This window comes from Kutzneria sp. CA-103260 (genome assembly GCF_018263855.1).
Taxonomy (GTDB): domain Bacteria; phylum Actinomycetota; class Actinomycetes; order Mycobacteriales; family Pseudonocardiaceae; genus Kutzneria.
On record NZ_CP073318.1, the window covers coordinates 8,462,928 to 8,485,868 of the forward strand.

The 22,941-nt window shown below is 71.0% G+C and carries 20 protein-coding genes; 6 read left to right on the forward strand and 14 right to left on the reverse strand.

Annotated features, from left to right (window positions below; all coding sequences use genetic code 11):
- Together JJ691_RS37245 and JJ691_RS37250 are read right to left on the reverse strand one after the other, a co-directional pair.
- Positions 1 to 1,206, reverse strand: a complete 1,206-nt coding sequence (locus JJ691_RS37245) for a glycoside hydrolase family 88 protein (RefSeq protein WP_211764210.1) — start codon at positions 1,204 to 1,206, stop codon at positions 1 to 3.
- On the reverse strand, positions 1,206 to 2,819 hold the full coding sequence (locus JJ691_RS37250; RefSeq protein ID WP_211764211.1) for an L-lactate permease: 1,614 nt from the start codon (positions 2,817 to 2,819) through the stop codon (positions 1,206 to 1,208). The genes JJ691_RS37245 and JJ691_RS37250 overlap by 1 nt, the downstream gene beginning before the upstream one ends.
- Before the next feature lie 189 nt (positions 2,820 to 3,008).
- On the opposite strand from JJ691_RS37250, the gene kduI reads away from it, so the two are divergent.
- From kduI to JJ691_RS37270, 4 genes are read left to right on the forward strand one after another with little or no spacing between them, the layout of a single operon-like run.
- Complete coding sequence (gene kduI, locus JJ691_RS37255; RefSeq protein WP_211764212.1) at positions 3,009 to 3,836, forward strand: 5-dehydro-4-deoxy-D-glucuronate isomerase; 828 nt, start codon at positions 3,009 to 3,011, stop codon at positions 3,834 to 3,836.
- Positions 3,836 to 4,582: a 2-dehydro-3-deoxy-D-gluconate 5-dehydrogenase KduD gene (kduD, locus tag JJ691_RS37260; protein ID WP_211764213.1), complete on the forward strand. Its 747-nt coding sequence runs from the start codon at positions 3,836 to 3,838 to the stop codon at positions 4,580 to 4,582. The genes kduI and kduD overlap by 1 nt, the downstream gene beginning before the upstream one ends.
- Entirely contained in the window at positions 4,579 to 5,301 is a 723-nt protein-coding gene (locus JJ691_RS37265; RefSeq protein WP_211764214.1) for an IclR family transcriptional regulator, read from the forward strand. The genes kduD and JJ691_RS37265 overlap by 4 nt, the downstream gene beginning before the upstream one ends.
- A 9-nt stretch (positions 5,302 to 5,310) precedes the next feature.
- The gene (locus tag JJ691_RS37270) at positions 5,311 to 6,396 is read left to right on the forward strand and encodes a DNA glycosylase AlkZ-like family protein (protein ID WP_211764215.1); all 1,086 of its coding nucleotides are present in this window, start codon (positions 5,311 to 5,313) and stop codon (positions 6,394 to 6,396) included.
- A 55-nt stretch (positions 6,397 to 6,451) separates the two neighbouring features.
- Here JJ691_RS37270 and JJ691_RS37275 read toward each other — a convergent pair whose 3' ends face one another.
- The gene (locus JJ691_RS37275; protein WP_211764216.1) at positions 6,452 to 6,859 is read right to left on the reverse strand and encodes a MarR family winged helix-turn-helix transcriptional regulator; all 408 of its coding nucleotides are present in this window, start codon (positions 6,857 to 6,859) and stop codon (positions 6,452 to 6,454) included.
- A gap of 55 nt (positions 6,860 to 6,914) precedes the next feature.
- On the opposite strand from JJ691_RS37275, the gene JJ691_RS37280 reads away from it, so the two are divergent.
- Complete coding sequence (locus JJ691_RS37280) at positions 6,915 to 7,700, forward strand: SAM-dependent methyltransferase (protein WP_249227261.1); 786 nt, start codon at positions 6,915 to 6,917, stop codon at positions 7,698 to 7,700.
- Here the strand turns inward: JJ691_RS37280 and JJ691_RS37285 are convergent.
- The 5 genes from JJ691_RS37285 to JJ691_RS37305 all read right to left on the reverse strand — a co-directional run bounded on the left by JJ691_RS37285 (position 7,678) and on the right by JJ691_RS37305 (position 15,939).
- Positions 7,678 to 8,874 carry a DNA polymerase III subunit delta' gene (locus JJ691_RS37285; protein ID WP_211764218.1) on the reverse strand — a complete coding sequence of 399 codons (1,197 nt, stop codon included), beginning with the start codon at positions 8,872 to 8,874 and terminating at the stop codon, positions 7,678 to 7,680. The two genes, JJ691_RS37280 and JJ691_RS37285, sit on opposite strands and share 23 nt — an antisense overlap.
- Positions 8,871 to 10,085 (reverse strand): MFS transporter, encoded by a 1,215-nt coding sequence (locus JJ691_RS37290; RefSeq protein ID WP_249227262.1) that lies wholly within the window; start codon positions 10,083 to 10,085, stop codon positions 8,871 to 8,873. The genes JJ691_RS37285 and JJ691_RS37290 overlap by 4 nt, the downstream gene beginning before the upstream one ends.
- Positions 10,082 to 10,537 (reverse strand): hypothetical protein, encoded by a 456-nt coding sequence (locus JJ691_RS37295; protein WP_211764219.1) that lies wholly within the window; start codon positions 10,535 to 10,537, stop codon positions 10,082 to 10,084. Before JJ691_RS37295 ends, JJ691_RS37290 begins: the two co-directional genes overlap by 4 nt.
- 95 nt (positions 10,538 to 10,632) lie before the next feature.
- The gene (gene topA / locus JJ691_RS37300; RefSeq protein WP_211764220.1) at positions 10,633 to 13,446 is read right to left on the reverse strand and encodes a type I DNA topoisomerase; all 2,814 of its coding nucleotides are present in this window, start codon (positions 13,444 to 13,446) and stop codon (positions 10,633 to 10,635) included.
- A gap of 213 nt (positions 13,447 to 13,659) precedes the next feature.
- Positions 13,660 to 15,939: a sodium-translocating pyrophosphatase gene (locus JJ691_RS37305; protein ID WP_211764221.1), complete on the reverse strand. Its 2,280-nt coding sequence runs from the start codon at positions 15,937 to 15,939 to the stop codon at positions 13,660 to 13,662.
- Positions 15,940 to 16,241: 302 nt separating this feature from the next.
- Between JJ691_RS37305 and JJ691_RS37310 the strand changes: the two genes are divergently transcribed.
- Positions 16,242 to 18,551, forward strand: coding sequence for a DEAD/DEAH box helicase (locus JJ691_RS37310; RefSeq protein WP_249227263.1), 2,310 nt, complete (start codon positions 16,242 to 16,244; stop codon positions 18,549 to 18,551).
- A gap of 599 nt (positions 18,552 to 19,150) precedes the next feature.
- Here JJ691_RS37310 and JJ691_RS37315 read toward each other — a convergent pair.
- The 6 genes from JJ691_RS37315 to JJ691_RS37340 all read right to left on the reverse strand — a co-directional run bounded on the left by JJ691_RS37315 (position 19,151) and on the right by JJ691_RS37340 (position 22,731).
- Positions 19,151 to 19,789 carry a bifunctional DNA primase/polymerase gene (locus JJ691_RS37315; protein ID WP_211764223.1) on the reverse strand — a complete coding sequence of 213 codons (639 nt, stop codon included), beginning with the start codon at positions 19,787 to 19,789 and terminating at the stop codon, positions 19,151 to 19,153.
- A 260-nt stretch (positions 19,790 to 20,049) separates the two neighbouring features.
- Positions 20,050 to 20,517: an Rv3654c family TadE-like protein gene (locus JJ691_RS37320; RefSeq protein WP_211764224.1), complete on the reverse strand. Its 468-nt coding sequence runs from the start codon at positions 20,515 to 20,517 to the stop codon at positions 20,050 to 20,052.
- Complete coding sequence (locus JJ691_RS37325) at positions 20,514 to 20,867, reverse strand: TadE family type IV pilus minor pilin (RefSeq protein ID WP_211764225.1); 354 nt, start codon at positions 20,865 to 20,867, stop codon at positions 20,514 to 20,516. Before JJ691_RS37325 ends, JJ691_RS37320 begins: the two co-directional genes overlap by 4 nt.
- Positions 20,845 to 21,033: a DUF4244 domain-containing protein gene (locus JJ691_RS37330; protein WP_249227264.1), complete on the reverse strand. Its 189-nt coding sequence runs from the start codon at positions 21,031 to 21,033 to the stop codon at positions 20,845 to 20,847. Before JJ691_RS37330 ends, JJ691_RS37325 begins: the two co-directional genes overlap by 23 nt.
- A gap of 20 nt (positions 21,034 to 21,053) precedes the next feature.
- Entirely contained in the window at positions 21,054 to 21,773 is a 720-nt protein-coding gene (locus tag JJ691_RS37335) for a type II secretion system F family protein (protein WP_211764226.1), read from the reverse strand.
- Positions 21,774 to 21,924: 151 nt separating this feature from the next.
- Entirely contained in the window at positions 21,925 to 22,731 is an 807-nt protein-coding gene (locus tag JJ691_RS37340; RefSeq protein ID WP_211764227.1) for a type II secretion system F family protein, read from the reverse strand.
- Positions 22,732 to 22,941: the final 210 nt, after the last annotated feature.

Here is a 22,941-nt window from a genome sequence, read left to right on the forward strand (position 1 = left end):
TCAGATGTCGAGCGCGAGGTTGATCCGGTCGGGTCGCAGGACCCGCAGGATCGCCTCCATCAGGTAGTAGTCGGCGTAGGGCAGCCCGATCTCGACGCCGTCCTCGGCCGGCCGGTTGCGGGTGCCGCGGGACACGATGGCGTCGGCCCGCGTCGACCTGGTGGTCAGGCAGGTCTTGCCGAGGGCGTCGAGGAACCGCAGCGCGGCGGCCTCGTAACGCGGGTTGCCGGTGAGCTTGGCCAGGTCGAGCAGGCCGGCGGCGTTGACGGTCGCGGCGGAGGAGTCCTTGACGTCGTACGGCGCGAGCGGCGACCGGTAGTCCCACACCGGGACGTAGTCGTCGGTGATGTGCTGGATGGTCCAGTCGGCCAGCCGCCGGGACACGTCGAGGAAAGCCCGGTCGCCGGTGCGGTGGAACATCCGCGCGAAGCCGTACACGCCCCACGACTGGCCCCGCGACCAGCACGACGTGGCGCTGTAGCCCTGCACGGTGTTCTGCCCGATCGGTGCGCCGGTGTCGGGGTTGAAGTCGAACACGTGGCAGGTGGTGTTGTCCGGCCGCACCATGTACCTGGCCGCGGTCTTGGCGTGCGCGACGGCGATGTCCTGGTACTTGCTGTCCCCGGTGACCTTGGTGGCCCAGCACAGCAGATCCAGGTTCATCATGGTGTCGATGATCATCCGGCCGGCGTTGTCCGGCGTGCCCAGCGCGCCCCAGGCCCGGATGAACTGGCCCTTGGGGTTGAAGCGCTTGATCAGCTCGCCGGCGGCGACCAGCGCGCCGTCCCGCCAGGACGTGTCGCCGGTGAGGCGGTAAGCGGTTACCCACGACGGCAAAAAGAGAAAACCCAAGTCGTGGTCGGTGTTCTGGGTCTCGCGCGGGGCCAGCTTCAGCGCCCACGACTGGGCCAGCTGTCGGAAGAAGTCGTCGTTGGTGTCGAGGTAGGCCATCCACAGCTGGCCGGGCCAGAAGCCGCCGACCCAGCTGCCGTCGGCCGCGGTGGTGTACTTCTCGAACTTGGTTCCGGTCGGGAAGGCCGTCACCGTGGGCGCGACAGCCCGCAGCTTGGCGACGGCGTAATCCATGGTGCGGCGCAGGTTTCCGAGACCGGACGTCTCGGCGTCGGCAGCGGCGGGTGTGGCGACCAAGGCTCCTCCAGCGGCGACAGCAGCTCCGGCGATCAGGGATCTACGCGACAGAGTCATCAGGGCACCATCCATCCGAGCACGGGGGTGGACTGCAGGTAGACGAGCACGCACAGGACCAGCAACAGGCCGACGCTCCAGCCGAAGACGCGGCGGAACAGCTCGCCTTCCTTGCCCACCAGGCCGACCGCGGCGGTGCCGATGGCCAGGTTCTGCGGCGAGATCATCTTGGCCATCACGCCGCCGGAGCTGTTGGCCGCGCCGAACAGGATCGGGGAGGCGCCCAGCTGGTGCGCGGCGGCGAACTGGGAGCCACCGAGCAGGGTGTTGGAGCCGACGTCGGTGCCGGTGATGGTGACGCCGAACCAGCCGACGACCGGGGACAGGAAGGCGAAGAACGCGCCGGTGCCGGCCAGCCACGAGCCCAGGGTGGTGATCTGGCCGGACAGGTTCATCACGTACGACAGCGCGAACACGGCGAGGATGGCCAGGATCGCCCAGCCGAACTGCTTCACGGTCCGCCCGTAGATCCGGACCGCGTCCCCGATGCCGATCTTGAGCACGAGCAGCGACAGCAGGCCGGAGACGAGCAGCAGGGTGCCGGTGGCGCCGAAGAAGTTGAGGGTGTAGCTGGTGTCGACCTTCTTGCCGGCGGCGTTCTGGATGGCCAGGCCGGGCCAGCCGAACTTCCACACGACGGCGTTGAGCGCGGCCTTGATCGGCGCGATCTGGGCCAGCGAGAAGACCACCACGATAATCGCGTACGGGCTGAACGCCTTGATCACGTCAGCCCGGCTGTCACGCACGTCGTCGCCGGTCGCGGTGGCCACACCGCCACCGCCACCGGTGGCCACGGACGCGGTGGCCGGCTGCCAGACCCGGACCAGCAGCAGCACGGCGCCGGCCGACACGATGGCCGCCAGGATGTCGCACAGCTGGTAGGACAGGTAGCTGGACACCAGGAACTGGGTGAGGCCGAAGCTCACGCCGGCGACCAGCGCCGCGGGCCACGCCTCACGCAGGCCCTTGCGGCCGTCGGCGATGAACAGCAGCACGAACGGCACGATCGCGGCCAGGAAGCACACCTGCCGGCCGGCCATCGCGCCGAACTGGTCCACCGGCAGCCCGCTGATCGGGCCGAGCGCGGTGATCGGGTTGCCGAGGCCGCCGAACGCGACCGGCGCGGTGTCGGCGACCAGCGTCAGCGCGGCCGCCTTGAGCGGGTTGACGCCGAGCGCGATCAGCATCACCGAGCAGATCGCCACCGGGCTGCCGCCGCCGGCAAGCGCTTCCAACAAAGCGCCGAAAGAGAAAGCGATCACGATGGCCTGCACCCGCGAGTCCCCGCTGACCGAGCTGAAGGCCCGGCGCAGCACCTCGAAGTGCCCGCTGTGCACCGTCAGGTTGTAGACCCAGATCGCGTTGAAGGTGATCCACAGGACCAGCAGCACGCTGTTGGCCATGCCGAACAGGCCCGCGTCGAGGGTCTGGCCGATCGGCATGCCGAAGCCGGCCACGGCGATCACGATGGAGATCACCAGTGCCGCGATGCCGGCCCAGTGCGCCTTCCACTTCAGCCCGCCCAGCAGCACGAGCACCGCGAGCAGGGGGATCAGCGCCAACAACGCGGACAGCGTGAGCGAGCCGGCCGGGTCGAGGGTCTGTCTGAACACTTCTCACCGCCTTTTCCCAGGTTGAAGCCCGAATGGAGACCGGACCCCGTGACCGGCGGCGGTGGTGACGGGGGCCCTTGTTCCGTGGGACGGAACGTAGTTCCATAAGTGGCGACATCGTGTCATCTGCTCGTCACATACGCCAGGGGTCAACCGCCGCTGCCCCCGCTAGCCCAGCAGGAGCACCACATGGAGGTCAGGCACCACACCAACCCCGCCCAGCTGCGCGGGTTCGACACCGCCCAGCTGCGGGAGAACTACCTGGTGGAGGACCTGTTCCGGACCGGAGAGGTGCGCACGGTCCTCACCCACGCGGACCGGGTCGTGCTCGGCGGCGCGGCTCCGGTGCCCGGTCAGCCGCTGACGCTGCCCAATCCGGACCAGCTGCGCTCGACGTCGTTCCTGGAGCGCCGGGAGATGGCCGTGGTGGTGGTCAGCGGCGCCGGCAGTGTCGTGGTCGACGGCGACAAGCACGAGCTGGGCCATCGCGACTGCCTGTACATCGGCCGGGGCGCGGTGGACGTGCAGTTCCACGCCGGCGACACCGAGACCCACTTCTACCTGTTCTCCGCCACCTCGCACGCCAGCTATCCGACCGCGGTGGCCCGGTTCGACGAGGTCGAGTTCGCCCAGCTCGGCGAACAGTCCACGGCCAACGTGCGCGAGCTGCGCAAGTACATCCACGCCGACGGCATCAAGTCGAGCCAGATCGTGGTCGGCGTGACCAAGCTGGCCGACGGCAGCGTGTGGAACACCATGCCGCCGCACACCCACGACCGCCGCACCGAGTGCTATCTGTACTTCGACCTGCCGGAGAACGACCGCATCGTGCACCTGTGCGGCGAGCCGCAGGAGACCCGCAACATCATCGTGGCCAACGAGCAGGCCGTGGTGTCGCCGAGCTGGTCCATCCACAGCGGCGCCGGCACACACTCCTACGCCTTCGTGTGGGCCATGGCCGGCGAGAACCAGGCGTTCACCGACATGGACCAGGTCGCCGTGACGGAGCTGCGCTGATGTTCTCGCTCAAGGGAAAGACTGCCCTGGTCACCGGGGCCCGCACCGGCATCGGCAAGGCGATTGCCGTCGGCCTGGCCCAGGCCGGGGCCGACCTGGTGGTGCTCGGGCACAGCCCGGACTTCGCCGAGGTCACCGCCGAGGCGCGGGCCCTCGGGGCCGGCGTCGAGACGATGATCGTCGACCTGGCCGATCCGGACGCGGTCGAGCCGGCGCTGGCCGAACTGCTGGCCCGGCGCGAGGTGGACGTGCTGGTGAACAACGCCGGCATCATCCACCGGCAGCCGGCGGTCGACGTGTCGCTGGCCGACTGGCGGCGGGTGCAGGCGGTGAACCTGGACTCGGTGTTCGCGCTGAGCCAGGCCGTCGGCCGGCAGATGACCGCCCGCGGCTCCGGCAAGGTCATCACGATCGCCTCGCTGCTGAGCTTCCAGGGCGGCATCAACGTCAGCGGCTACACCACCAGCAAGCACGCGGTGGCCGGCCTGACCAAGGCGCTGGCCAACGAGTGGGCGCCGCACGGCGTGCAGGTCAACGCCATCGCGCCGGGCTACATCGAGACCAACAACACCGAGGCGCTGCGGGCCGACCCGGACCGCGAGCCGGCGATCCGCGGCCGCATCCCAGCCGGTCGGTGGGGCCGGCCCGAGGACCTGGTCGGCGCGGCGGTGTTCCTGGCCTCGCCGGCCTCGGACTACGTCAACGGTCACGTGCTGGTCGTCGACGGCGGGTGGATGTCGCGTTGACCGAGGGAGCGGTCGAGAAGGCCCTGGCCGTGCTGGCGGCGCTCGCCCAGCACTCGCGGATCAGCGAGCTGGCCCGGGTCACCGGCTTCCCGAAGTCGACCGTGCACCGGCTGCTGCGCACGCTGGTGGCCACCGGGTTCGCGGTGGCCACCACGGACGGCGACTACCGGATCGGCCCGAAGGTGTTGGTGCTGGCCGGGAACGTGCTGCAGCCGGTGGACTCGGTCGAGCGGGCCCGCCCAGTGCTGGAGGCGTTGCAGGCCAGCACTGGGTGCGCCGTGCACTTCGCCATGCTGCTCGGCGACGAGCTCGTCTACGTGGACAAGGTCGAGGGCGGCAAGCCGTACCGCATGGCCTCCCGCATCGGCGGCCGCTTGTTGTTGCACTGCACGGCGATCGGCAAGGCCGTGCTGTCCACAAGGGACATGAGCGGGCTGGAGCTGACTGCCCGCACGCCGGGCACGATCACCGATCCGCAGCGGTTGCGCGCGCAGCTGGACCGGGTGCGCAGCTGCGGTTTCGCCCTGGACGAGCAGGAGAACGAGCCGGGGGTGCGCTGTGTGGGCGCGGCCGTGCGCAACCACAACGGGACCGTGGTCGGCGGGCTGAGCGTGTCCACGCTGGCGTTGGAGCACACGCTGCCGGAGCTGATCGCGCTGGGCCCGCGGGTCGTGGCCGCCGCCCGCGAAGTCTCCCGTGCGCTGGGGGACAGGCATTAGCCTCGACGGATGGCGCTCCACGAGCTGTCCAAAACCGACGCGCGGCGCATCGCCGTGCGGGCTCAGCTGCTGGCAAAGTCCCGGCCGGCCGATCTGCACGACGTGGTGCGCGGCCTGACACTGGTGCAGGTCGACAACACCGCGGCGGTCGCGCCCAGCGCGGATCTGGTGGCCTGGAGCCGTTTGGGCGCGAGCTATTCGCCGTCGGAGCTGGCCGACGCGCTGGCCCAACGGTCCCTGGTGGACCTGCGGTTGATGATCCGGCCGGCCGAGGACATCGCCCTGTACCGGGCGGAGATGGCGGCCTGGCCGGGCGAGGCGCCCGGCTGGCGTCAGCAGCAGCACAAGTGGTTGCGGGCCAATGAGTTCTGCCGCCAGAACATCCTCAGTCGACTCGACGTGGAGGGGCCGCTGCCGGCCCGCGCGTTCGAGGACACGTGTGTGGTGCCGTGGAAGTCCAGCGGCTGGACCAACAACCGGAACATCACGCAGATGCTGGAGTTCATGGTGCTGGCCGGCGATGTCGCGGTGTCCGGCAGCGACGGCGGCCGCCTGTGGGATCTGGCCGAGCGCGTCTATCCCGACCAGCCGGCCGTTCCCCTGGTGGAAGCGCTGCGTATTCGCGCCGAGAAACGCCTGCGGTCACTGGGCATCGCCCGTGCGAAGGGTCCCGAGTGTCCCGTCGAGCCGAACGACGTCGGTGAGGTCGGGGAGCCGGCGGTCATCGAGGGCGTGCGGGGACAGTGGCGGGTCGACCCGGCGCAGCTGGGACAGCCGTTCTCGGGGCGGACCGCCCTGCTGTCGCCGCTGGATCGGCTGGTCTACGACCGCAAGCGCATGACCGAGATCTTCCAGTTCGACTACCAGCTGGAGATGTACAAGCCGGCGGCGAAGCGCCGCTGGGGCTATTACGCGCTGCCCATCCTGTACGGGGACGAGCTGATCGGGAAGGTGGACGCGGCGGCCGACCGCAAGGCCGGGGTGCTGCGGATCAACGCCGTGCACGAGGACGAGCCGTTCACCAGGGCGATGACGGCGGCGGTGCAGCGGGAGATCAAGGACCTGGCGAAGTGGCTGGAGTTGGAGCTGAGCTGACCTGTCGGCCCGAACTCGACATTCGATTGCTGGGGAGCGGGACTCGCGAGGGTTGTCAGGGCAGCAGGGTGTCCAGCTCCGCGAGCAGGCGGAGCACCCTGGTCGCCTTCTCCTTGCCCACCACCTGGGCGATCGTCTCGTCGGCCGGGCGGCCGGCTCGGCGCATGATCGCCTGGTAGGCGATCTCGGCCAGCGTCAGCCGGGTCCGGCGGCGATCGGCCGGGTCGGGGGCGGCCGTGATCAGGCCCCGCTCGCGCAGCCGGGCCACCGAGGCGGACACGTGGCTCTGGGCGAAGCCGGTGCGGGCCTGGATCTCGGTGACGGCGCTGCCCGGGTGCTTGAGCACGTCCTCCAGCACGGCGACCTCGCCCGGCGTGAGCTCGGTGTCGCCGGCGTCGGTGGTGACCTGTCGGGCCAGGTCGATGAGTCGCTTGCCGAGCCGGTGCAGCCGCACGCCGTCCATGACCCGCAGATTACATCGTTGGAGATTCATCTGTAGCGATGTAATCTCCAGGGCCATGGACGAGGTGAGCAAGACGGCGCTGGGCGTGGCCCGGGTGCGGGCAGTGGAGAGCGAGCGGCTGGACGGGCTGTTCGACGACCCGTGGGCGGCGAAGTTCTGCGCGGCGGCCCCGGATCAGGTGCCGACCGGCGAGCGGACCCCGTTGTCGCTGTCGTTCGCGTTCCACGCGATCATCCGCACCCGGTTCTACGACGACTACCTGCTCGCCTCGGGCTGCCGGCAGGTGGTCCTGCTCGCCGCCGGCCTGGACAGCCGGGCCTACCGACTGGACTGGCCGGCCGGCATCCGCCTGTATGAGCTGGACCTGCCGAAGGTGTTGGCGTTCAAGGAATCCGTACTCGCCGACGCCGAACCCCGTTGCCGGCGAACGGTTGTGCCAGCGGATCTCCGCGCAGACTGGACGAAGGCGCTACAGGACAAGGGTTTCCAGCCGGAGGAGCCGACCGCCTGGCTGGCCGAGGGCCTGCTGATCTACCTCACGTCGGAGGACGCCGACCGCCTGCTGGCGGCGGTCACAGCCTTGTCGGCGCCGGGCAGCCGGATCGCGTTCGAACGCGGCGACCGCTCCTATCAGGACCAGGCGCTGAATTCTCCGTCCATGCAACGGTATTCGACGCTCTGGCGGGGCGGCCTGGACCGGCCGGCGAGCCAGTGGCTGACCGAACATGGTTGGCAGCCGACCGAACACGCCCTCGGCCCGGTCGCGGAGGCCTACGGGCGGCCGATCCGCAAGGAGACCAGCAGCGGCTTCGTGACCGCTAGCCGCGGTGCATCGAGGTGATCATCGCTTCGACGGCGAAGCGCGGCTTCACGTTCTGCTGCAACGCATCCCGGCAGGCCAGCACCGCCTCCAGCCGACGCAGCGTGGATTCCGGGGTCCACATCGACGCGGCGTTGGCGACGTCGTTGGCCCGGTCGGGATGGGTCAGCGGCACCTCGGCCCGCGCCTTGGTCACGAGCACGTCCCGGTAGAAGCCCATCAGGTCGACCAGGGCCAGGTCCAGCGAGTCGCGCTGGGTACGGGTGGCTCGCGACTTCTGCCGCTTCTCCAGCTCCTTCAACGCACCCGCGGCGCCCCGGGTGGCCGACGCGGTGCCCTTGCCGGTGCCGCCGGCTCCCATCGCGGTCTTCAACGCCTCGGTCTCGGCGGCGTTGCGCTCCTCGTTGGCGGCGACCGCGTCCTGCTCGGCCGCCTTCACGAGGGCGTCCGCGCTGGTGAAAATGTCGCCGAACCGCCGCAGCGCCAACGGGATCGCCAGCACTGACTCCCGCCGCTGCCGCGCCTCCGGGTCGGTGGCCAACCGCCGGGCCCGGCCGATGTGGCCGCCGCAGACCGACGCCGCCCACTGCGCGGTGGCCGGCTCGATGCCGTCCCGCTGCTCCAGCACTTCGGCGATGGCCGCCGTGGCCGGCGTGCGCAGGCTGATCCCCCGGCACCGGGACCGGATCGTCACCGAGATGTCGTCGGGGTGGTCGGACGGGGCGCAGAGCAGGAACACGGTTCGGTCCGGCGGCTCCTCGACCGCCTTGAGCAGCGCGTTGGCCGCGCCCTCGGTCAACCGGTCGGCGTCCTCGATGATCACGACCTGCCAGCGCCCGGTGGTCGGCCGCTTGGCCGAGACCTGCACCAGCGCCCGCATCTCGGCCACCGAGATGGACAGCCCCTCCGGCACCACCAGGCGCACGTCGGCGTGGGTGCCGTGCGTGGTCGTGCGGCAGGCCTGGCACTGGCCGCAGCCGCGCGGGCCACCCGGGGCCTCGCACTGCAACGCGGCGGCGAAGGCCCGGGCCGCGGTGGAGCGGCCGGAGCCGGGCGGGCCGGTGAACAGCCACGCGTGGGTCATCGCCCCCGGCGTGGTCGGCCGGCCGGCGACCAGGTCGGCCGCGGCCTCGGCGGCGGTGCTGAGCACCTCGACCGCGTGGGGCTGGCCGACGACGTCGGCCCACACCGTCATGCCTGCACCTGCTCGGTCACCCTGTCATGATGCCGCGCGGCCAACTGCCGGTGTGCGAAGGCCCCGGCCAACACGGCCACCACGGCCGCGACCAGCAGCGCCGGCCGCACGCCGACCAGGTCCACCAGCACCGGGGCCGTGGTCGTGGCGGCGAACAGCACCACCTTCACCAGGGCCTGCACGAAGGCGTTGACCCGGCCGCGGACCTCGTCCGGCACCTGCGCGCCGATCATCGTCAGCCCGGTCACGAAGGCCACGCCCGCACACGCGCCGACCAGGCCGACAGCGGCCAGCGCGAACCACAGATGCGGGGCAACAGCCACGGCCACCAGCAGCGAGCCGGCAGCGACGATCGCCACGCCGAACGGCAGCCGCAGCCGGGGCGTGCCGACCACGCCGATCACCAGGCCGATGAACATCGCGATCACCAACGTGCCGAACGCCGCCTCGCCGCCGTGTAGCTCATTGGCGTACGGGCGAGCGATGGCGATCACCGTGCCACCGGCGGTCAGCGCCCCGACGATGCCGATCACCAGGCCTCGCACCAGCCGGCTGCCACGCACGTAGCGCAGGCCGTCGCGGGCCATGCCCGGCTCGCCGGTGGGCGGCGCGGTCCACCGGCCGGAGGCTTCCGGCAGCCGGGTGGCGATCACCAGGGCCGAGCTCAGGTAGAGCAAGCCATTGATCACCACGATGACGTGCACGTCGGAGTTTGGGGCGATGGCCGTGATCACCGAGTACAGGCCGGCGCCGGTCAGTAAGGCCAGGCCGTAGGTGGTGACCAGGGTCAGCTGGCTGGCCGTCTGCACCTGGTCGGGACGGTGTAGCAGAGTCGGCAGGGCCGAGTCCTTGGCCGGGATCCACAGCATCGAGCAGCAGCCGACCAGGAAGTTCGCCGCCAGCAGCCACCACGTCGTACCGACGACGGCGATGGACAGGAACAGGGCGCAGCGGACCAGGTCGGTGGCGATCATGACCTTGCGGCGGTCGAACCGGTCGGCCAGGTGCCCGGCCAGCGGGGCCAGCAGCAGCCCCGGCAACAGCTGGGTGGCGACCACCCCGCTCAGCGCGAATTCACTCGATCCGGTGAGGGTCGCGAGCAGCGAGGACAGGCCCAGCAGCGACAGCCAGTCGCCGACGCAGCACAGGTACGCGGAGGTCCAGAGCCGGCGGAACGCCGGGATGCCCATCACCTCGGCGATACGCCTCACGGCTGCGAGCCCAGCGCCACGACCAGAACCGCCAGCACGATGACCGCGAAGACCAGCACCACTGCGCAGCCGATGCAGCCGGCCGCGGCGTTCTTGCGCTGGGCCTGCTGCACCGCCGACGGCGCGGGCGGCAATCCGCCGGCCGCCGGCAGCCCGACCGTCGGCGCCGATCTCGTGTACTGGAGGCCGGGCGCGGGCGGCAGCGGCGTCGGCTGGACCGGCTGGGCGGCGCGGCGGGCTCGATCCCGGGCCAGTTCACGCTGTGCCGCGGCGCGCACCCGCTGCTGGTCGGGCACCGGTGGCGGCGGGGGCGGCGGCACGACCGTGTCGGGAACGTCCTCATAGGACACCGCGTCGAGCGGCGCCCCGGCGACCAGGCCGCTCAGCGTGTCCGGATACACCGGCAGCGGCGGCAACGCGTGGGTGCCGTCCGGCCCGAACTCGCCTGCCATGGCACCAGCGTAAACCGCCGACGCCGCCCACTACTGCCACATGTGGACCACAGTCGACGCCTTACGCCGAATGTGGTCCACATGTGGTGATGAGGTCAGCTCTTGGTCTTGGCGGGGGCCTTTTTGGCGGCGGGCTTCTTGGCCGCCGCCGTCTTCTTCTCGGCGGCCGGCTTCTTCTCCGCCGCCGGCTTGCGCGTGGTCGTCCGCTTGGGGGCCGGGCCCTTGGCCCGCTTCTCCGCCAGCAGCTCGGCCGCGCGCTCGTCGGTCAGCTCCTCGACGCTGTCGCTCTTGCGCAGCGACGCGTTGTACTCGCCGTCGGTGACGTACGGGCCGAACCGGCCGTCCTTGACCACCATCGGCTTGCCGGAGACCGGGTCGTTGCCCATCTCCTTGAGCGGCGGCGCCGACGCGGCCGACTGGCGGCCCCGCTTCTTCGGCTCCGCGTAGATCTTCAGCGCCTCGTCCAGCGTCACCGTGAACAGCTGGTCCTCGGTGGCCAGCGACCGCGAGTCGGTGCCCTTCTTCAGGTACGGGCCGTAGCGGCCGTTCTGCGCGGTGATCTCGGCCCCGGACTCCGGGTCCTTGCCCACCATGCGCGGCAGCGACAGCAGCTTGAGCGCCTGCTCCAGGGTCACCGTGTCCAGCGACATGTCCTTGAACAGCGAGCCGGTCCGCGGCTTGGGCGCGGTGGTCTTCTTGCCGTTCGTGGCCTCGGCCGGCTCCGGCAGCACCTCGGTGACGTACGGGCCGAAGCGGCCGTCCTTGGCCAGGATCTCGTGCCCGGTCACCGGGTCGTTGCCCAGCGAGCGGCCCTCGATCGGGGTGGCGAACAGCTTCTCGGCCACCTCCGGGGTCAGCTCGTCCGGCGGCAGGCCGTCCTGGAGGTTGGCCCGCTGCGACTCCCCGTCGACCTCGCGCTCCAGGTACGGCCCGAAGCGGCCGACCCGGACGACCACGGTGTGGCCGTTGTCGTCGGTGAACATCGGGATCGAGTTGATCTGGCGCGGGTCGATGCCCTCGACGCTGGCGTCGATCAGCTTCTTCAGGCCGCCGCCGCGGCCGACAGAGCCGTCCGGGCCGATGTCGCCGCCGAAGTAGAAGCCGTTCAGCCAGTTGGTGCGCTGCTGGTCGCCGGCGGCGATCCGCTCCAGCTCGTCCTCCATGGCGGCGGTGAAGTCGTAGTCCACCAGCCGCTCGAAGTGCTGCTCCAGCAGGCCGATCACGGCGAAGGCGACCCAGGACGGGATCAGCGCCGAGCCGCGCTTCCACACATAGCCGCGGTCCTGGATGGTCTTGATGATCGTCGCGTAGGTCGACGGCCGGCCGATGCCCAGCTCTTCCATGGTCTTGATCAGGCTGGCGTCGGTGTAGCGCGGCGGCGGGCTGGTGGTGTGCCCGTCGGCGGTCAGCTCGACCGCGGTCACCGCCTGGTCCTTGACCAGCTGCGGCAGCCGGCGCTCGGCGTCGTCGGCCTCGCCGCCGGCCTCGGAGTCGATCGACTCGACGTAGGCCTTGAGGAAGCCGGCGAAGGTGATGGTCCGGCCGGAGGCGGCGAAGGTGCACACCTCGCCGGTGGTCGAGGTGCCGGCGATGCGCACGCTCATGGTGGTGCCGCGGGCGTCGTTCATCTGCGACGCGATGGTCCGCTGCCAGATCAGCTCGTAGAGGCGGAACTCGTCGGCGGCCAGCTCGTTGGCCACCTCGCCGGGGGTGCGGAACACCTCGCCGGCGGGACGGATCGCCTCGTGCGCCTCCTGGGCGTTCTTGACCTTGCGGGTGTACTGGCGCGGCTTGTCCGAGACGTACTGGGCCCCGTACAGCTGGGTGGCCTGGGCCCGGGCGGCCGCGACCGCCGACTCCGACAGCGTGGTCGAGTCGGTACGCATGTAGGTGATGTAGCCGTTCTCGTACAGCCGCTGCGCGGTGCTCATCGTGCGGTCCGCGGAGAAGCGCAGCTTGCGGCTGGCCTCCTGCTGCAACGTGGACGTCATGAACGGCGCATAGGGTCGCCGCGTGTACGGCTTCTCCTCGACCGAGGTGACCTTGAGGGTGGCGTTGGCCAGCCCACCGGCCAGGCCGCGGGCCTCGGCCTCGGTCAGCACCCGCACGTCGCCGGTGCCCTTGAGCTTGCCGTCCGGGCCGAAGTCGCGGCCGGTGGCCAGCCGCACGCCGTCCACCTGCACCATGCGGGCGGCGAACTGGCGGGGGTCGGCGTCCGCGCCGGCGTCCAGCTGCGCGCCGATGTCCCAGTAGGAGGCCGTGACGAAGCGCATCCGCTCGCGCTCCCGCTGCACCACGATGCGGGTCGCCACCGACTGCACCCGGCCCGCCGACAGCTTCGGCATGACCTTCTTCCACAGCACGGGCGAGACCTCGTAGCCGTAGAGGCGGTCCAGGATGCGCCGGGTCTCGTAGGCCTCGACCAGGTCGGTGTCCAGGTCGCGGGGGTTGGCCGCGGCGGCCAGGATGGCCGGCTCGGTGATCTCGTGGAAGACCATCCGGCGGACCGGCACCTTGGGCTTGAGCGTCTCCAGCAGGTGCCAGGCGATGGCCTCGCCCTCGCGGTCACCGTCTGTCGCGAGATAGAGCTCGTCGACGTCCTTGAGCTTCTCCTTCAGCTCGGTGACCGTCGACTTCTTGTCCGGGGTGACGATGTAGACCGGCTCGAAGCCGTGCTCGATGTCCACGGCGAGGTTGGCCCAGGGCTCGCCCTTGTACTTGGCCGGGATCTCGGCCGCCTTGCGCGGCAGGTCCCGGATGTGGCCCTTCGACGACTCGACGACGAAGTTGCGTCCCAGGTAGGAGGCGATCTTTCGGGCCTTGGCCGGCGACTCGACGATCACCAACCGGCGGTGGCCGGACCCGTTCGTCCCGGCACCGCTCTTGTTCGCCTTTGTCGATCCAGCCACGCCGTCCCGCTCTCTTGTCTACCTGTGTCCCCAGCCCGCCACTATGCACCGTCGGACCCCGATGCCACGCAAAGCCGTGACCGACAGAGTGACATAACACAGCGCCGGCACCCATCGGGAGTAGTCCGCGACACCTTGTTGGAGGACAAACCCTGCCGAAACGGCCCGTTCCGGAGGATACCCTCCGAAACGGGCCGTGCTAGTTGTCGTAAATCAGCCCACGCCGTTGGAGACGGTCTCCGCCGGGGCGTCGGCGATCGTCGTGCTGCGACGCTTGGACACCACCACCGCGGCGACGATGACGATGACCGCGACCACCGCGATGGAGATGCGGATGGCCGGCGACTGGTCGGCCGCGCTCAGCGCCACGATCGCCGGGGCGATCAGCACCGAGACCAGGTTCATCACCTTCATCAGCGGGTTGATGGCCGGGCCCGCGGTGTCCTTGAACGGGTCGCCGACGGTGTCGCCGATGACCGTCGCGGCGTGCGCGTCCGAGCCCTTGCCGCCGTGGTTGCCGTCCTCGACCAGCTTCTTCGCGTTGTCCCAGGCGCCACCGGAGTTGGCCAGGAACACCGCCATCAGCGTGCCGGTGGCGATGGCGCCGGCCAGGTAGCCGGCCAGCGGGCCGACACCGAGACCGAAGCCGACCGCGATCGGGGCCAGGATCGCCAGCAGACCCGGGGTGGCCAGCTCACGCAGCGAGTCGCGGGTGCAGATGTCCACCACCCGGCCGTACTCCGGGCGGACGCTGCCGTCCATGATGCCCGGGTTGTCCTTGAACTGGCGGCGCACCTCGAACACGATCGCGCCGGCCGCCCTGGTCACCGCGTTGACGGCCAGGCCGGAGAACATGAACACCACGGCCGCGCCGACGATCAGGCCGACCAGAGTGCTCGGCGTGAACACCGCGAACGCCGCGTTCACGTTCGCCGCCACCACGTCCAGGCCCGCGCCGTTGACGTAGGAGCCGAACAGGGCGGTCGCCGCCAGCACGGCGGTCGCGATCGCGATGCCCTTGGTGATCGCCTTGGTGGTGTTGCCGACCGCGTCCAGCTCGGTGAGCAGCTTCGCGCCGTCCTCGCTGATCTCGCCGGACATCTCGGCGATGCCCTGCGCGTTGTCGGAGACCGGGCCGAAGGTGTCCATGGCGACGATGACGCCGACCGTGGTGAGCAGGCCGGTGCCGGCCAGCGCCACCGCGAACAGCGCCACCGCGACACTGCCGGACAGCAGGAACGCGCCGTACACGGCCGCGCCGATGACCAGCGCGGTGTAGACGGCGGACTCGAAGCCGACCGAGATGCCGGACAGGATGACCGTGGCCGCGCCGGTCAGCGAGGTCTCGCCGACCGTCTTGACCGGCTTGTACTCGGTGCCGGTGAAGTAGCCGGTCAGCCACAGGATGATCGCCGCCAGCACGATGCCGATGATCACGGCGACCGCCGCGATCAGGGCCGGGTTGCCGCCGTCGGAGATGCCGTGGTTGAGCTTGGCGAAGGTGCTCGGCAGGTACGTGAAGGCGGCAATCGTGCACAGCACCGCGGAGATCACCGCGGAGATGTAGAACGAGCGGTTGATCGCCGCGAGGCCGTTCTCGCCCGGGCGGGCCTTGGTGATGTAGACGCCGATCACCGCGGTGAGCACGCCGATGGCCGGCACGATCAGCGGGAACAACAGGCCCTGCGAGCCGAAGGCGACCGAGCCGAGGATCAGCGCGGCGACCAGCATCACCGAGTACGACTCGAACAGGTCGGCCGCCATGCCGGCGCAGTCACCCACGTTGTCGCCGACGTTGTCGGCGATGGTGGCCGCGTTGCGGGGGTCGTCCTCGGGGATGTTCTGCTCGACCTTGCCGACCAGGTCCGCGCCCACGTCGGCGGCCTTGGTGAAGATGCCGCCGCCGACACGCATGAACATGGCGAGCAGGGCGGCGCCGAAGCCGAAGCCCTCCAGCACCTTGGGGGCCTCGCCGGCGAAGGCCAGCACGACCACCGAGGCGCCGAGCAGGCCGAGGCCGACCGTGCTCATGCCAACCACACCGCCGGTGCGGAAAGCTACGCGCATCGCCTTCTCGCGGCCGCCCTCGGGCTCGTTCGCGGCCGCGGCCACGCGCAGGTTCGCGCGGGTCGACAGCCACATGCCGAGGTAACCGATCGCGGCCGAGAAGACGGCGCCGATGATGAAGAAGACAGAGCGGCCGATACGTTCGCCGATGCTGTCCGCGGGAAGGAAGAACAGCAGCACGAAGACGATGACCACAAAGATGGCCAGCGTGCGGAACTGCCGGTTGAGATAGGCCGCGGCGCCCTCCTGAACGGCCTTCGCGATGTCCTGCATCTTCGGAGTGCCCTGGCCCGCGGCCAGCACCTCCTTGCGCAGCACGAACGCGATGGCCAGGGCGATGATGGCGACCACGGCGACCACACCGACGATGGTGTAGTCACCCCCGGACAGCGTGAGACCGCCGTCCGCGAGTTGAAGCCGGGACATCCGTCCTCCTGGTGACGTCATGCGTGTTACAGCCGTCAGCGCCAGGAGCCGGTGTCGTGCGTCGGCTCCGACGCAGCGTGTGCACCCTCACACAAGGGTGCGATGCCGGCGGAGTCTATTGGTCGGTCAAGTCGGTCAGACGATCAGTCCCGATCCGTTCACAGTCCGTTATCTTCAGCGGGCGTTGTGAATCGATCCAGCAGCCGTCTGCCCCGCCTGTCGCGATGGACCGTCAGACACCCACTGTGAACGCCCGCTCGGCCGGTCGAGTGGTGTCGCACCTGTGTGCGAAGCTCGGGGCTGTGGGCGGAACCGAGCGTGGTCGTGAACTGCTGCGGCGCGTGCTGGCCGGGGTGCCGGCGGGCGAGTCGCCGCTGACGCACGTCACCGACCAGCCCGAGCGGCCCGGCCGGCGGGTGGACTGGCCGGCCTGGGTTGATCAACAGCTGGTCAGCGCCCTCGGCGAGGCCGGCGTGACGCGGCCCTGGGTGCACCAGGCCCGGGCCGCCGAGCTCGCCTGGTCGGGCAAACATGTGGTGCTCGCCACAGGAACGGCGTCCGGGAAGTCGCTCGGGTACCAACTGCCGGTGTTGAGCCGTCTGGCTGAAGATCCGCGGGCGACCGCTCTGTACCTGTCGCCGACCAAGGCGCTGGGGGCCGATCAGCTCCGGTCCGTGCTGTCCCTCGGGGTCGACGGCGTTCGTCCGGCATCCTTCGACGGCGACACCCCGATGGTCGAGCGGGACTGGGTCCGGGCGCACTCCCGCTGGGTGTTCACCAACCCCGACATGCTGCACCGGGGCGTGCTGCCCAACCACGCCCGCTGGTCCAGCTTCTTCCGCCGGCTCGCCTACGTCGTCGTCGACGAGTGCCACACCTACCGCGGCGTTTTCGGCTCCCATGTGGCGCTGTTGATGCGCCGGCTGCGGCGGGTCGCCGCCAAGTACGGGGCCTCGCCGGTGTTCGTGCTGGCCTCCGCCACCGTCGCCGACCCCGCAGGGTTCGCCGAGCGGCTGTGCGGCGTCACCTTCGAGGCCGTCGACGAGGACACCTCGCCGCGGGGCGAGCGGACCGTCGCGCTGTGGGAGCCGCCGCTGCTGGAGGAGCTCGCCGGCGAGAACGGCGCCCCCATCCGTCGGGCTGCCGGCACCGAGGCCGCCCGCATCCTCGCCGATCTCGTCATCGAGAAGGCCCGGACGCTGGCCTTCGTCCGCTCCCGGCGCGGCGCCGAGCTCACCGCCCTGGCCGCCCGGCGGATCCTCGCCGAAGTCGACGACGACCTGGTCAGCCGGGTCGCCGCCTACCGCGCCGGCTTCCTGCCCGAGGAGCGCCGAGCCCTCGAACGCTCCCTGTCCGACGGCCGACTGCTCGGCGTCGCCACCACCAATGCCCTGGAGCTCGGCGTCGACATCGCCGGCCTCGACGCCGTGGTCGTCGCCGGCTATCCCGGCACCCTGGCCTCGTTCTGGCAGCAGGCCGGGCGGGCCGGCCGCACCGGTGACGGCTCCCTCGTCGTGTTCGTGGCCAGGGACGATCCGCTCGACACCTACCTCGTGCACCATCCCGCCGCCGTGCTGGACAAGCCCGTCGAGGCCACCGTGCTCGACCCCGTCAACCCCTATGTGCTGGCCCCCCAGCTCGCGTGCGCCGCCTCCGAACTGCCGCTCACCCCCGACTGCCTGGAGACCTTCGGCGGCGCCACCCGGGAGATCGTCGACGACCTCGTTCGCGACGGCCTGCTACGCAAGCGCCCCACCGGCTGGTACTGGACCTCCCGCGAACGCCCCCACGCCGGCGTCGACATCCGTGGCTCCGGCGGCGAGCAGATCGCCGTCGTCGAGGGCGACTCCGGGCGCATGCTCGGCACCGTCGATCCCGGATCCGCCACCTGGCAGGTCCACCCCGGGGCCCTGTACCTGCACCAGGGCACCTCCTACGTGGTAGACGAGCTCTCCCTGGAGGACGGGCTGGCCCTCGTGCACTCCGAGGACCCCGAGTGGACCACCCAGCCCCGCAACGTCGTCGACATCGCCGTCGTCCACACCGCCCAGCAGGAGTCCTTCACCGGCGTCACCGTCTGCCTGGGCGAGGTCGACGTCACCTCCCAGGTCGTCGGCTACCTGCGCAAACTGCCGTCCGGCCGGGTCATCGACCAGGTCCCCCTCGACCTGCCCGAGCAGACCCTGCGCACTCGGGCCGTCTGGTACACCATCGACCCCGACCTGCTCTCCGCCGCCGGCATCGACGCTCCCCGTGTCCCCGGCTCCCTGCACGCCGCCGAACACGCCGCCATCGGCCTGCTCCCCCTGTTCGCCACCTGCGACCGCTGGGACATCGGCGGCGTCTCCACCGCCCTGCACGCCGACACCGGCTTCCCCACCGTTTTCGTCCACGACGGCCACCCCGGCGGCGCCGGCTTCGCCGACCGCGGTCATGCCGCCCTGGTCCCCTGGCTCACCGCCACCCGCGAGGCCATCGCCTCCTGCGAGTGCCTGATGGGCTGCCCCTCCTGCGTCCAGTCCCCCAAGTGCGGCAACGGCAACGAGCCCTTGGACAAGGAGGGCGCGGTCGCGGTGCTGACGGCCGTCCTGGACGTGATCGCGCCGCAGTAACCGAGATCGGGGTCCGGGGCGGAGCCTCGGCGTGGGGTGTGGGGCCGGGCCCCACAAAGCACGGCGAGCGATAACGGCCCGCGCTCTCCGCGGGCAGACTCTGCCCAATCGCGAGCCCCGGCGTGGGGGCGTGGGGGCCGGGCCCCCACAAGACACTCCAAGCGATGAAGGCCCGCGCTTTCCGCGGGCACACTTCACCCGGTCGCTTGGGGCGCCGGGGCGCCGGTTGAATCCGGCGCATCCCGGCGCTCTCCATATACCGCCGAACACCCGCCCATCGCCTGCTACCGCGTTGTGTGTGCGACCGTCGAGGGTGGCGTCTCGACCGCGGGGCGCTCGCGGACAACCAGGGAGGCGGTGGTGTCCGGCGCGGCGGTCGCCCTCGGGGGCCGATGGTGCTCGGCCCCGTCCCGGTCGCTACCGGGAGGCGATTGTCGGTGCTGGTGTTCGGCTGTGCACCTGTCCCGCGTCCACGTCGCCCACGAGCGGGAACGGCGAGCGGACGGGCGGGCAGGGTTGGTGCGGTGGCTGCGTCGGGTCCCCGCGCTCGGGGTGGTCGCGGGAGGACGTCACGGGGCCCGGCGCAGCCGGCAGGGCGATCAGAAGGAGTCGGCCGCCACGAGGTGCTGGGCGGAGGCACCCAGCAGCTCGCCAACGTGATCCGGTCGGGTGGCCTCGACGAGGGCCTCCTGCACGACCTGGGAATCCGGCAGCGACCAACCGCAGACTTCGGGCTTCACCCGCCAGTGCACGACACCGTGCTGGAAGGGGGTGGGCGGCAACGGGATCCAGCTGTTCAAGCCGTGCAGCACGACATCGCCGCGTCCGGCGAGTTCGGCCGTCAGCTCCTGGCCGGAGTTGACCAGGAACATCCACTTGCCGGCAGGGGTGGCGGCGATCGGCACCGGCACGCCGGTCATGCGCAGCACACCGGCCACGCGACGGCCCAGCTCGGCATCCACCTCGATGGCGTCCACCACGTAACCGGTGGCGACCAGCAGGCTGTACCGACGCCCGGTCCACCAGGCGGCGACCTGCTCCGGCTTGGTGCCGATCCGCTCGGCCCAGTCACGGTGCACCGGCACCGGGCCGGTCTGCTCGACGCCGTCCCTGCCCGCCCACTGCGAGCCCGTCGGATAGGTGCCCGGCAGCACCGGCCATCCGCGCCACGCGAGGCCCATGGCCTCAGCCCGCAGCTCGATGCGGAACGCGCCGCGCCAGCTATCCGACCAATCCATCTTCTGTCGCCTCCTTGACTGTCAGGCGCCGTGTCGGTGCCCACAACACACTCAACGGCATGGGCCGCCGACTCCGTAACCCCGCGTCGACCACTGGTAGCTGACGGACGGCGAGTGATGTGTCGAACAGCGATGGGCTGAACGGTGGACGGCAGCCCATTCCGCGACGACGAACTGCCACCGAAGAGTGACGACACGCGGCCAACCGGGTGTGACACCACTCACCGCTGCTGAGCGACCGCTCGTCGTGTCATCACCGGTCATCGGCGACCTGGCACTTCAGCCGGACCTGCACGGGCATGTGCATTGGCCGCGCCGGACAACGCCGCCCATCCCGGTGGTCGAGCGGTCACCTCGACGTAGGCCTCCCACTCGACGATGCGACAAGCGGTCAACGTGGCCGACATCCGCTCGACGACCCACCGCGCCCGCTCGCAGGCCCGGTCCACTCCCGCCACCGCCTGCCCCGCCGCCGCCAACGCCGCCAGGTCGGCCGCCGACGCGACTCGATGCCTCGTCACCACCGCCCCGCCGACCTGCAGCCCCAGCACGATCAGCAGCATCAGCACCGCCGCCAGGCCGGCCATCACCACGGTCGCCGAGCCCCGCTCATCCCCGAGCAGCGAACCCCCGTCCTCCGCTGGCCGCAGGGAATCACCCGGCTCAACCCCGAACACCCGGTCATCCGATGGCAGCGTCGCACCGCTCGGCTCCGGTGTTCCGCTCATTCGGTCACGGCTCCCGGTTCCAGCACTGCGCACGCGGTGGCGGACGGCCGCAGCCCGAGGAGCATGGGCATGGGCTGCGCGGTGACGGTCACGCTCACCTCGTCGCCGTCGACCTTGATCGACACGTCCGCGCCGGCGGGGCCGAGTTGGGTCGCGGCGGCGTCGGCACGGTCTCGGTCCCCACGGGCGGCGAGACGGGCGGCCGCCGCGGCGGCGTCGGTCGCCTGCATGGCGGCGATGACGGCGCCGATCGCGGACAGGCTCAGGGCGAGCATGACAACCACGCCGCTGAGCGCGATGGCCATCTCGACGGTGACGGAACCGCGGTCAGAACCGAACCGAGAGAGCACGTTCGATCAGGCCCGTGATCGCCGTGGTCACCGACTGGCCGGTGACCACGGTGTAGAGCACCGCCGCGAGGGCCGCGGCGGCGAGGGTGCCGATTGCGTACTCGGCGGTGGTCATCCCGTCGTCGGCACACAGCCGCACCCAGATCCGGCACATCAGTGCGCGCATTTCTTCTCCTTGTCCTTGGGTCACCAAGTGATGAGCAGTCGTCCGGCCAGTCCGACCACCACGGGCACCACGCCCAGGCAGAGAAAGGCCGGTAGGAAACACAGTCCGAGCGGACCGGCGATCAGCACCGCCGACCGCTGCGCGCGGGCCTCGGCCGTGTCGGCGGCCGCTGCCCTGATGCGCTGAGCCAGGCCGTCCGCGACCTCGGCGAGCGCCGTGCCGGACCGGGCGCTGCGGCGGGCGCCTCGCGCCAACGCCTCCGTTGCCGGCTCGGCCAGCGCCGGGGCCCAGGCCCGCACCGGGTCCGAGCCCAGTGCCAGCAGTTCGGCCGTGCGCCGCAGCACGTCCGCGCAGCCCGGCGGCGCATCCGACGCCACCGCCCTGATCGCGGTGGGCACCGGCAGCCCCGCCCGCAGGCAGGCGGCGAGCAGGTCCCACGTCGCCGCCAGCCGCAGCGGATCCGGCGGCGGTGGACCTCGGTGGGTCGCCCGACGGCACCAGACGAACACCACCGCGGACATCACCAGCGCCGGCAACCAGCCGAACAGCACGCCCACCAGCACCGCACTGGAGATCCCGGCCAACGCCGGCAGCCATTCGGCCGGCAGCCGCGGGCCGTGTCGACTGGCGGCTTCCGGCGGTCCGAACACCATGACCAGGCGAACGCGAGCACTGATCGGTCCGGGCAGCACCAGCAGCGCAAGGGAAAGAAGGAAGGTGGACACGGCGTATCCGGTCATCGGCGCCACCGCCGACCAAGCCGTGCTCGGATGACCGCGGCCGCGCATACGGGATCCTCGAATACTGGATGCAACACGTCCCGGGCGCGAACGAAGTGACCGGCCACCACGGCGACGATCGCGAGAACGACGCCAGCGATGCGAAGGCCGGTCATGGCATCACCGCGTGGTCGGTCAGCTTGGCGCTCCACAGCACGCCGCCGCAGATCAGGAGGGCCCCGGCGGCGAGCAGGATCTGGCCGACAGCCGTGTCGGCAAGCACGTGCAGCGGCCGGGCATCGATGGCTTCGCCCAGCAGAACGCCGAGTTCCGGCAGCACGGCGAGCACTGCCGCACTGGCTCGTGGACCGGCCATCCGGGCGTGGACCTGCCGATTGAACTGAAGTCGCTGATCGAGGTCCCGTCGTACCGAGTCCAGCACCTCCGCGAGCGGAACACCGTGGCGGCCGGCAAGCCGCCAGGCTCGGCCGACCTGGCCGAGAACACCGGCCAGCGAGGGCTCGGCCGAGGCACTGCGCACCAGCGCCCGGTCGACGTCGCCACCGAGGCGGGCGGTGTTGGCCACCGTGCTCATCGCCCTGGCCGCCAACGGTTCCGCGTCGACCGCGGCACGCTCGGCCGCAGTCGCCGGATGCGCGCCGACGCGAAGCTCCGCCACCAGCGCACCGAGCGCGCCCACCATGCCCTCCGCGGCCTGGGTGCGCCGCCGATGGCTGTGCCGCGACCGCCAGCGCCGCCAACACGTCATGCACAGCACCGCGTTCGCCACCGCACCACCCGGCCCCAGCACCGACCACCCCACACAGGCACCCACGACCGCGAGCACCGCACTCGTGGGCCGCGGCCATCGCCGATGCCGCTTGGGCTGCCGTTCGACCGGCACCAATGCCCGCAGCCGATGCTGGGCATGCCGCACCGGCCACATCAGCACCGCCACAGCCGCCAGGGCCGCGGACACGCTCAACACGAAAATCCCTTTCCCAGCAACAGAAGGAGCGAGCCGACGAACGGAACCGCCGTCAGGCCGTCGAGACCGACGCGCCACGCCACGGGATGAGCAGCATCGAAAACCGCTGTCCGCCAACGGATCGGCCGGGCGGGAGGCATCTCGCCAACGGGCGAGGGGCCCGGTGGCGGAGGTTGCGACGCCGGCCGCCAAGCAGAGAAG

Coding starts and splice junctions, on each gene's coding strand:
- JJ691_RS37320 (WP_211764224.1), bottom strand. CDS start 20,517: ATGAGCGGAACACCGGAGCCGAGCGGTGCGACGCTGCCATCGGATGAC.
- JJ691_RS37315 (WP_211764223.1), bottom strand. CDS start 19,789: ATGGATTGGTCGGATAGCTGGCGCGGCGCGTTCCGCATCGAGCTGCGG.
- kduI (WP_211764212.1), top strand. CDS start 3,009: ATGGAGGTCAGGCACCACACCAACCCCGCCCAGCTGCGCGGGTTCGAC.
- JJ691_RS37295 (WP_211764219.1), bottom strand. CDS start 10,537: ATGGCAGGCGAGTTCGGGCCGGACGGCACCCACGCGTTGCCGCCGCTG.
- JJ691_RS37270 (WP_211764215.1), top strand. CDS start 5,311: ATGGCGCTCCACGAGCTGTCCAAAACCGACGCGCGGCGCATCGCCGTG.
- JJ691_RS37285 (WP_211764218.1), bottom strand. CDS start 8,874: ATGACGGTGTGGGCCGACGTCGTCGGCCAGCCCCACGCGGTCGAGGTG.
- JJ691_RS37280 (WP_249227261.1), top strand. CDS start 6,915: ATGGACGAGGTGAGCAAGACGGCGCTGGGCGTGGCCCGGGTGCGGGCA.
- JJ691_RS37245 (WP_211764210.1), bottom strand. CDS start 1,206: ATGACTCTGTCGCGTAGATCCCTGATCGCCGGAGCTGCTGTCGCCGCT.
- JJ691_RS37275 (WP_211764216.1), bottom strand. CDS start 6,859: ATGGACGGCGTGCGGCTGCACCGGCTCGGCAAGCGACTCATCGACCTG.
- JJ691_RS37330 (WP_249227264.1), bottom strand. CDS start 21,033: ATGCGCGCACTGATGTGCCGGATCTGGGTGCGGCTGTGTGCCGACGAC.
- JJ691_RS37305 (WP_211764221.1), bottom strand. CDS start 15,939: ATGTCCCGGCTTCAACTCGCGGACGGCGGTCTCACGCTGTCCGGGGGT.
- JJ691_RS37335 (WP_211764226.1), bottom strand. CDS start 21,773: ATGACCGGATACGCCGTGTCCACCTTCCTTCTTTCCCTTGCGCTGCTG.
- kduD (WP_211764213.1), top strand. CDS start 3,836: ATGTTCTCGCTCAAGGGAAAGACTGCCCTGGTCACCGGGGCCCGCACC.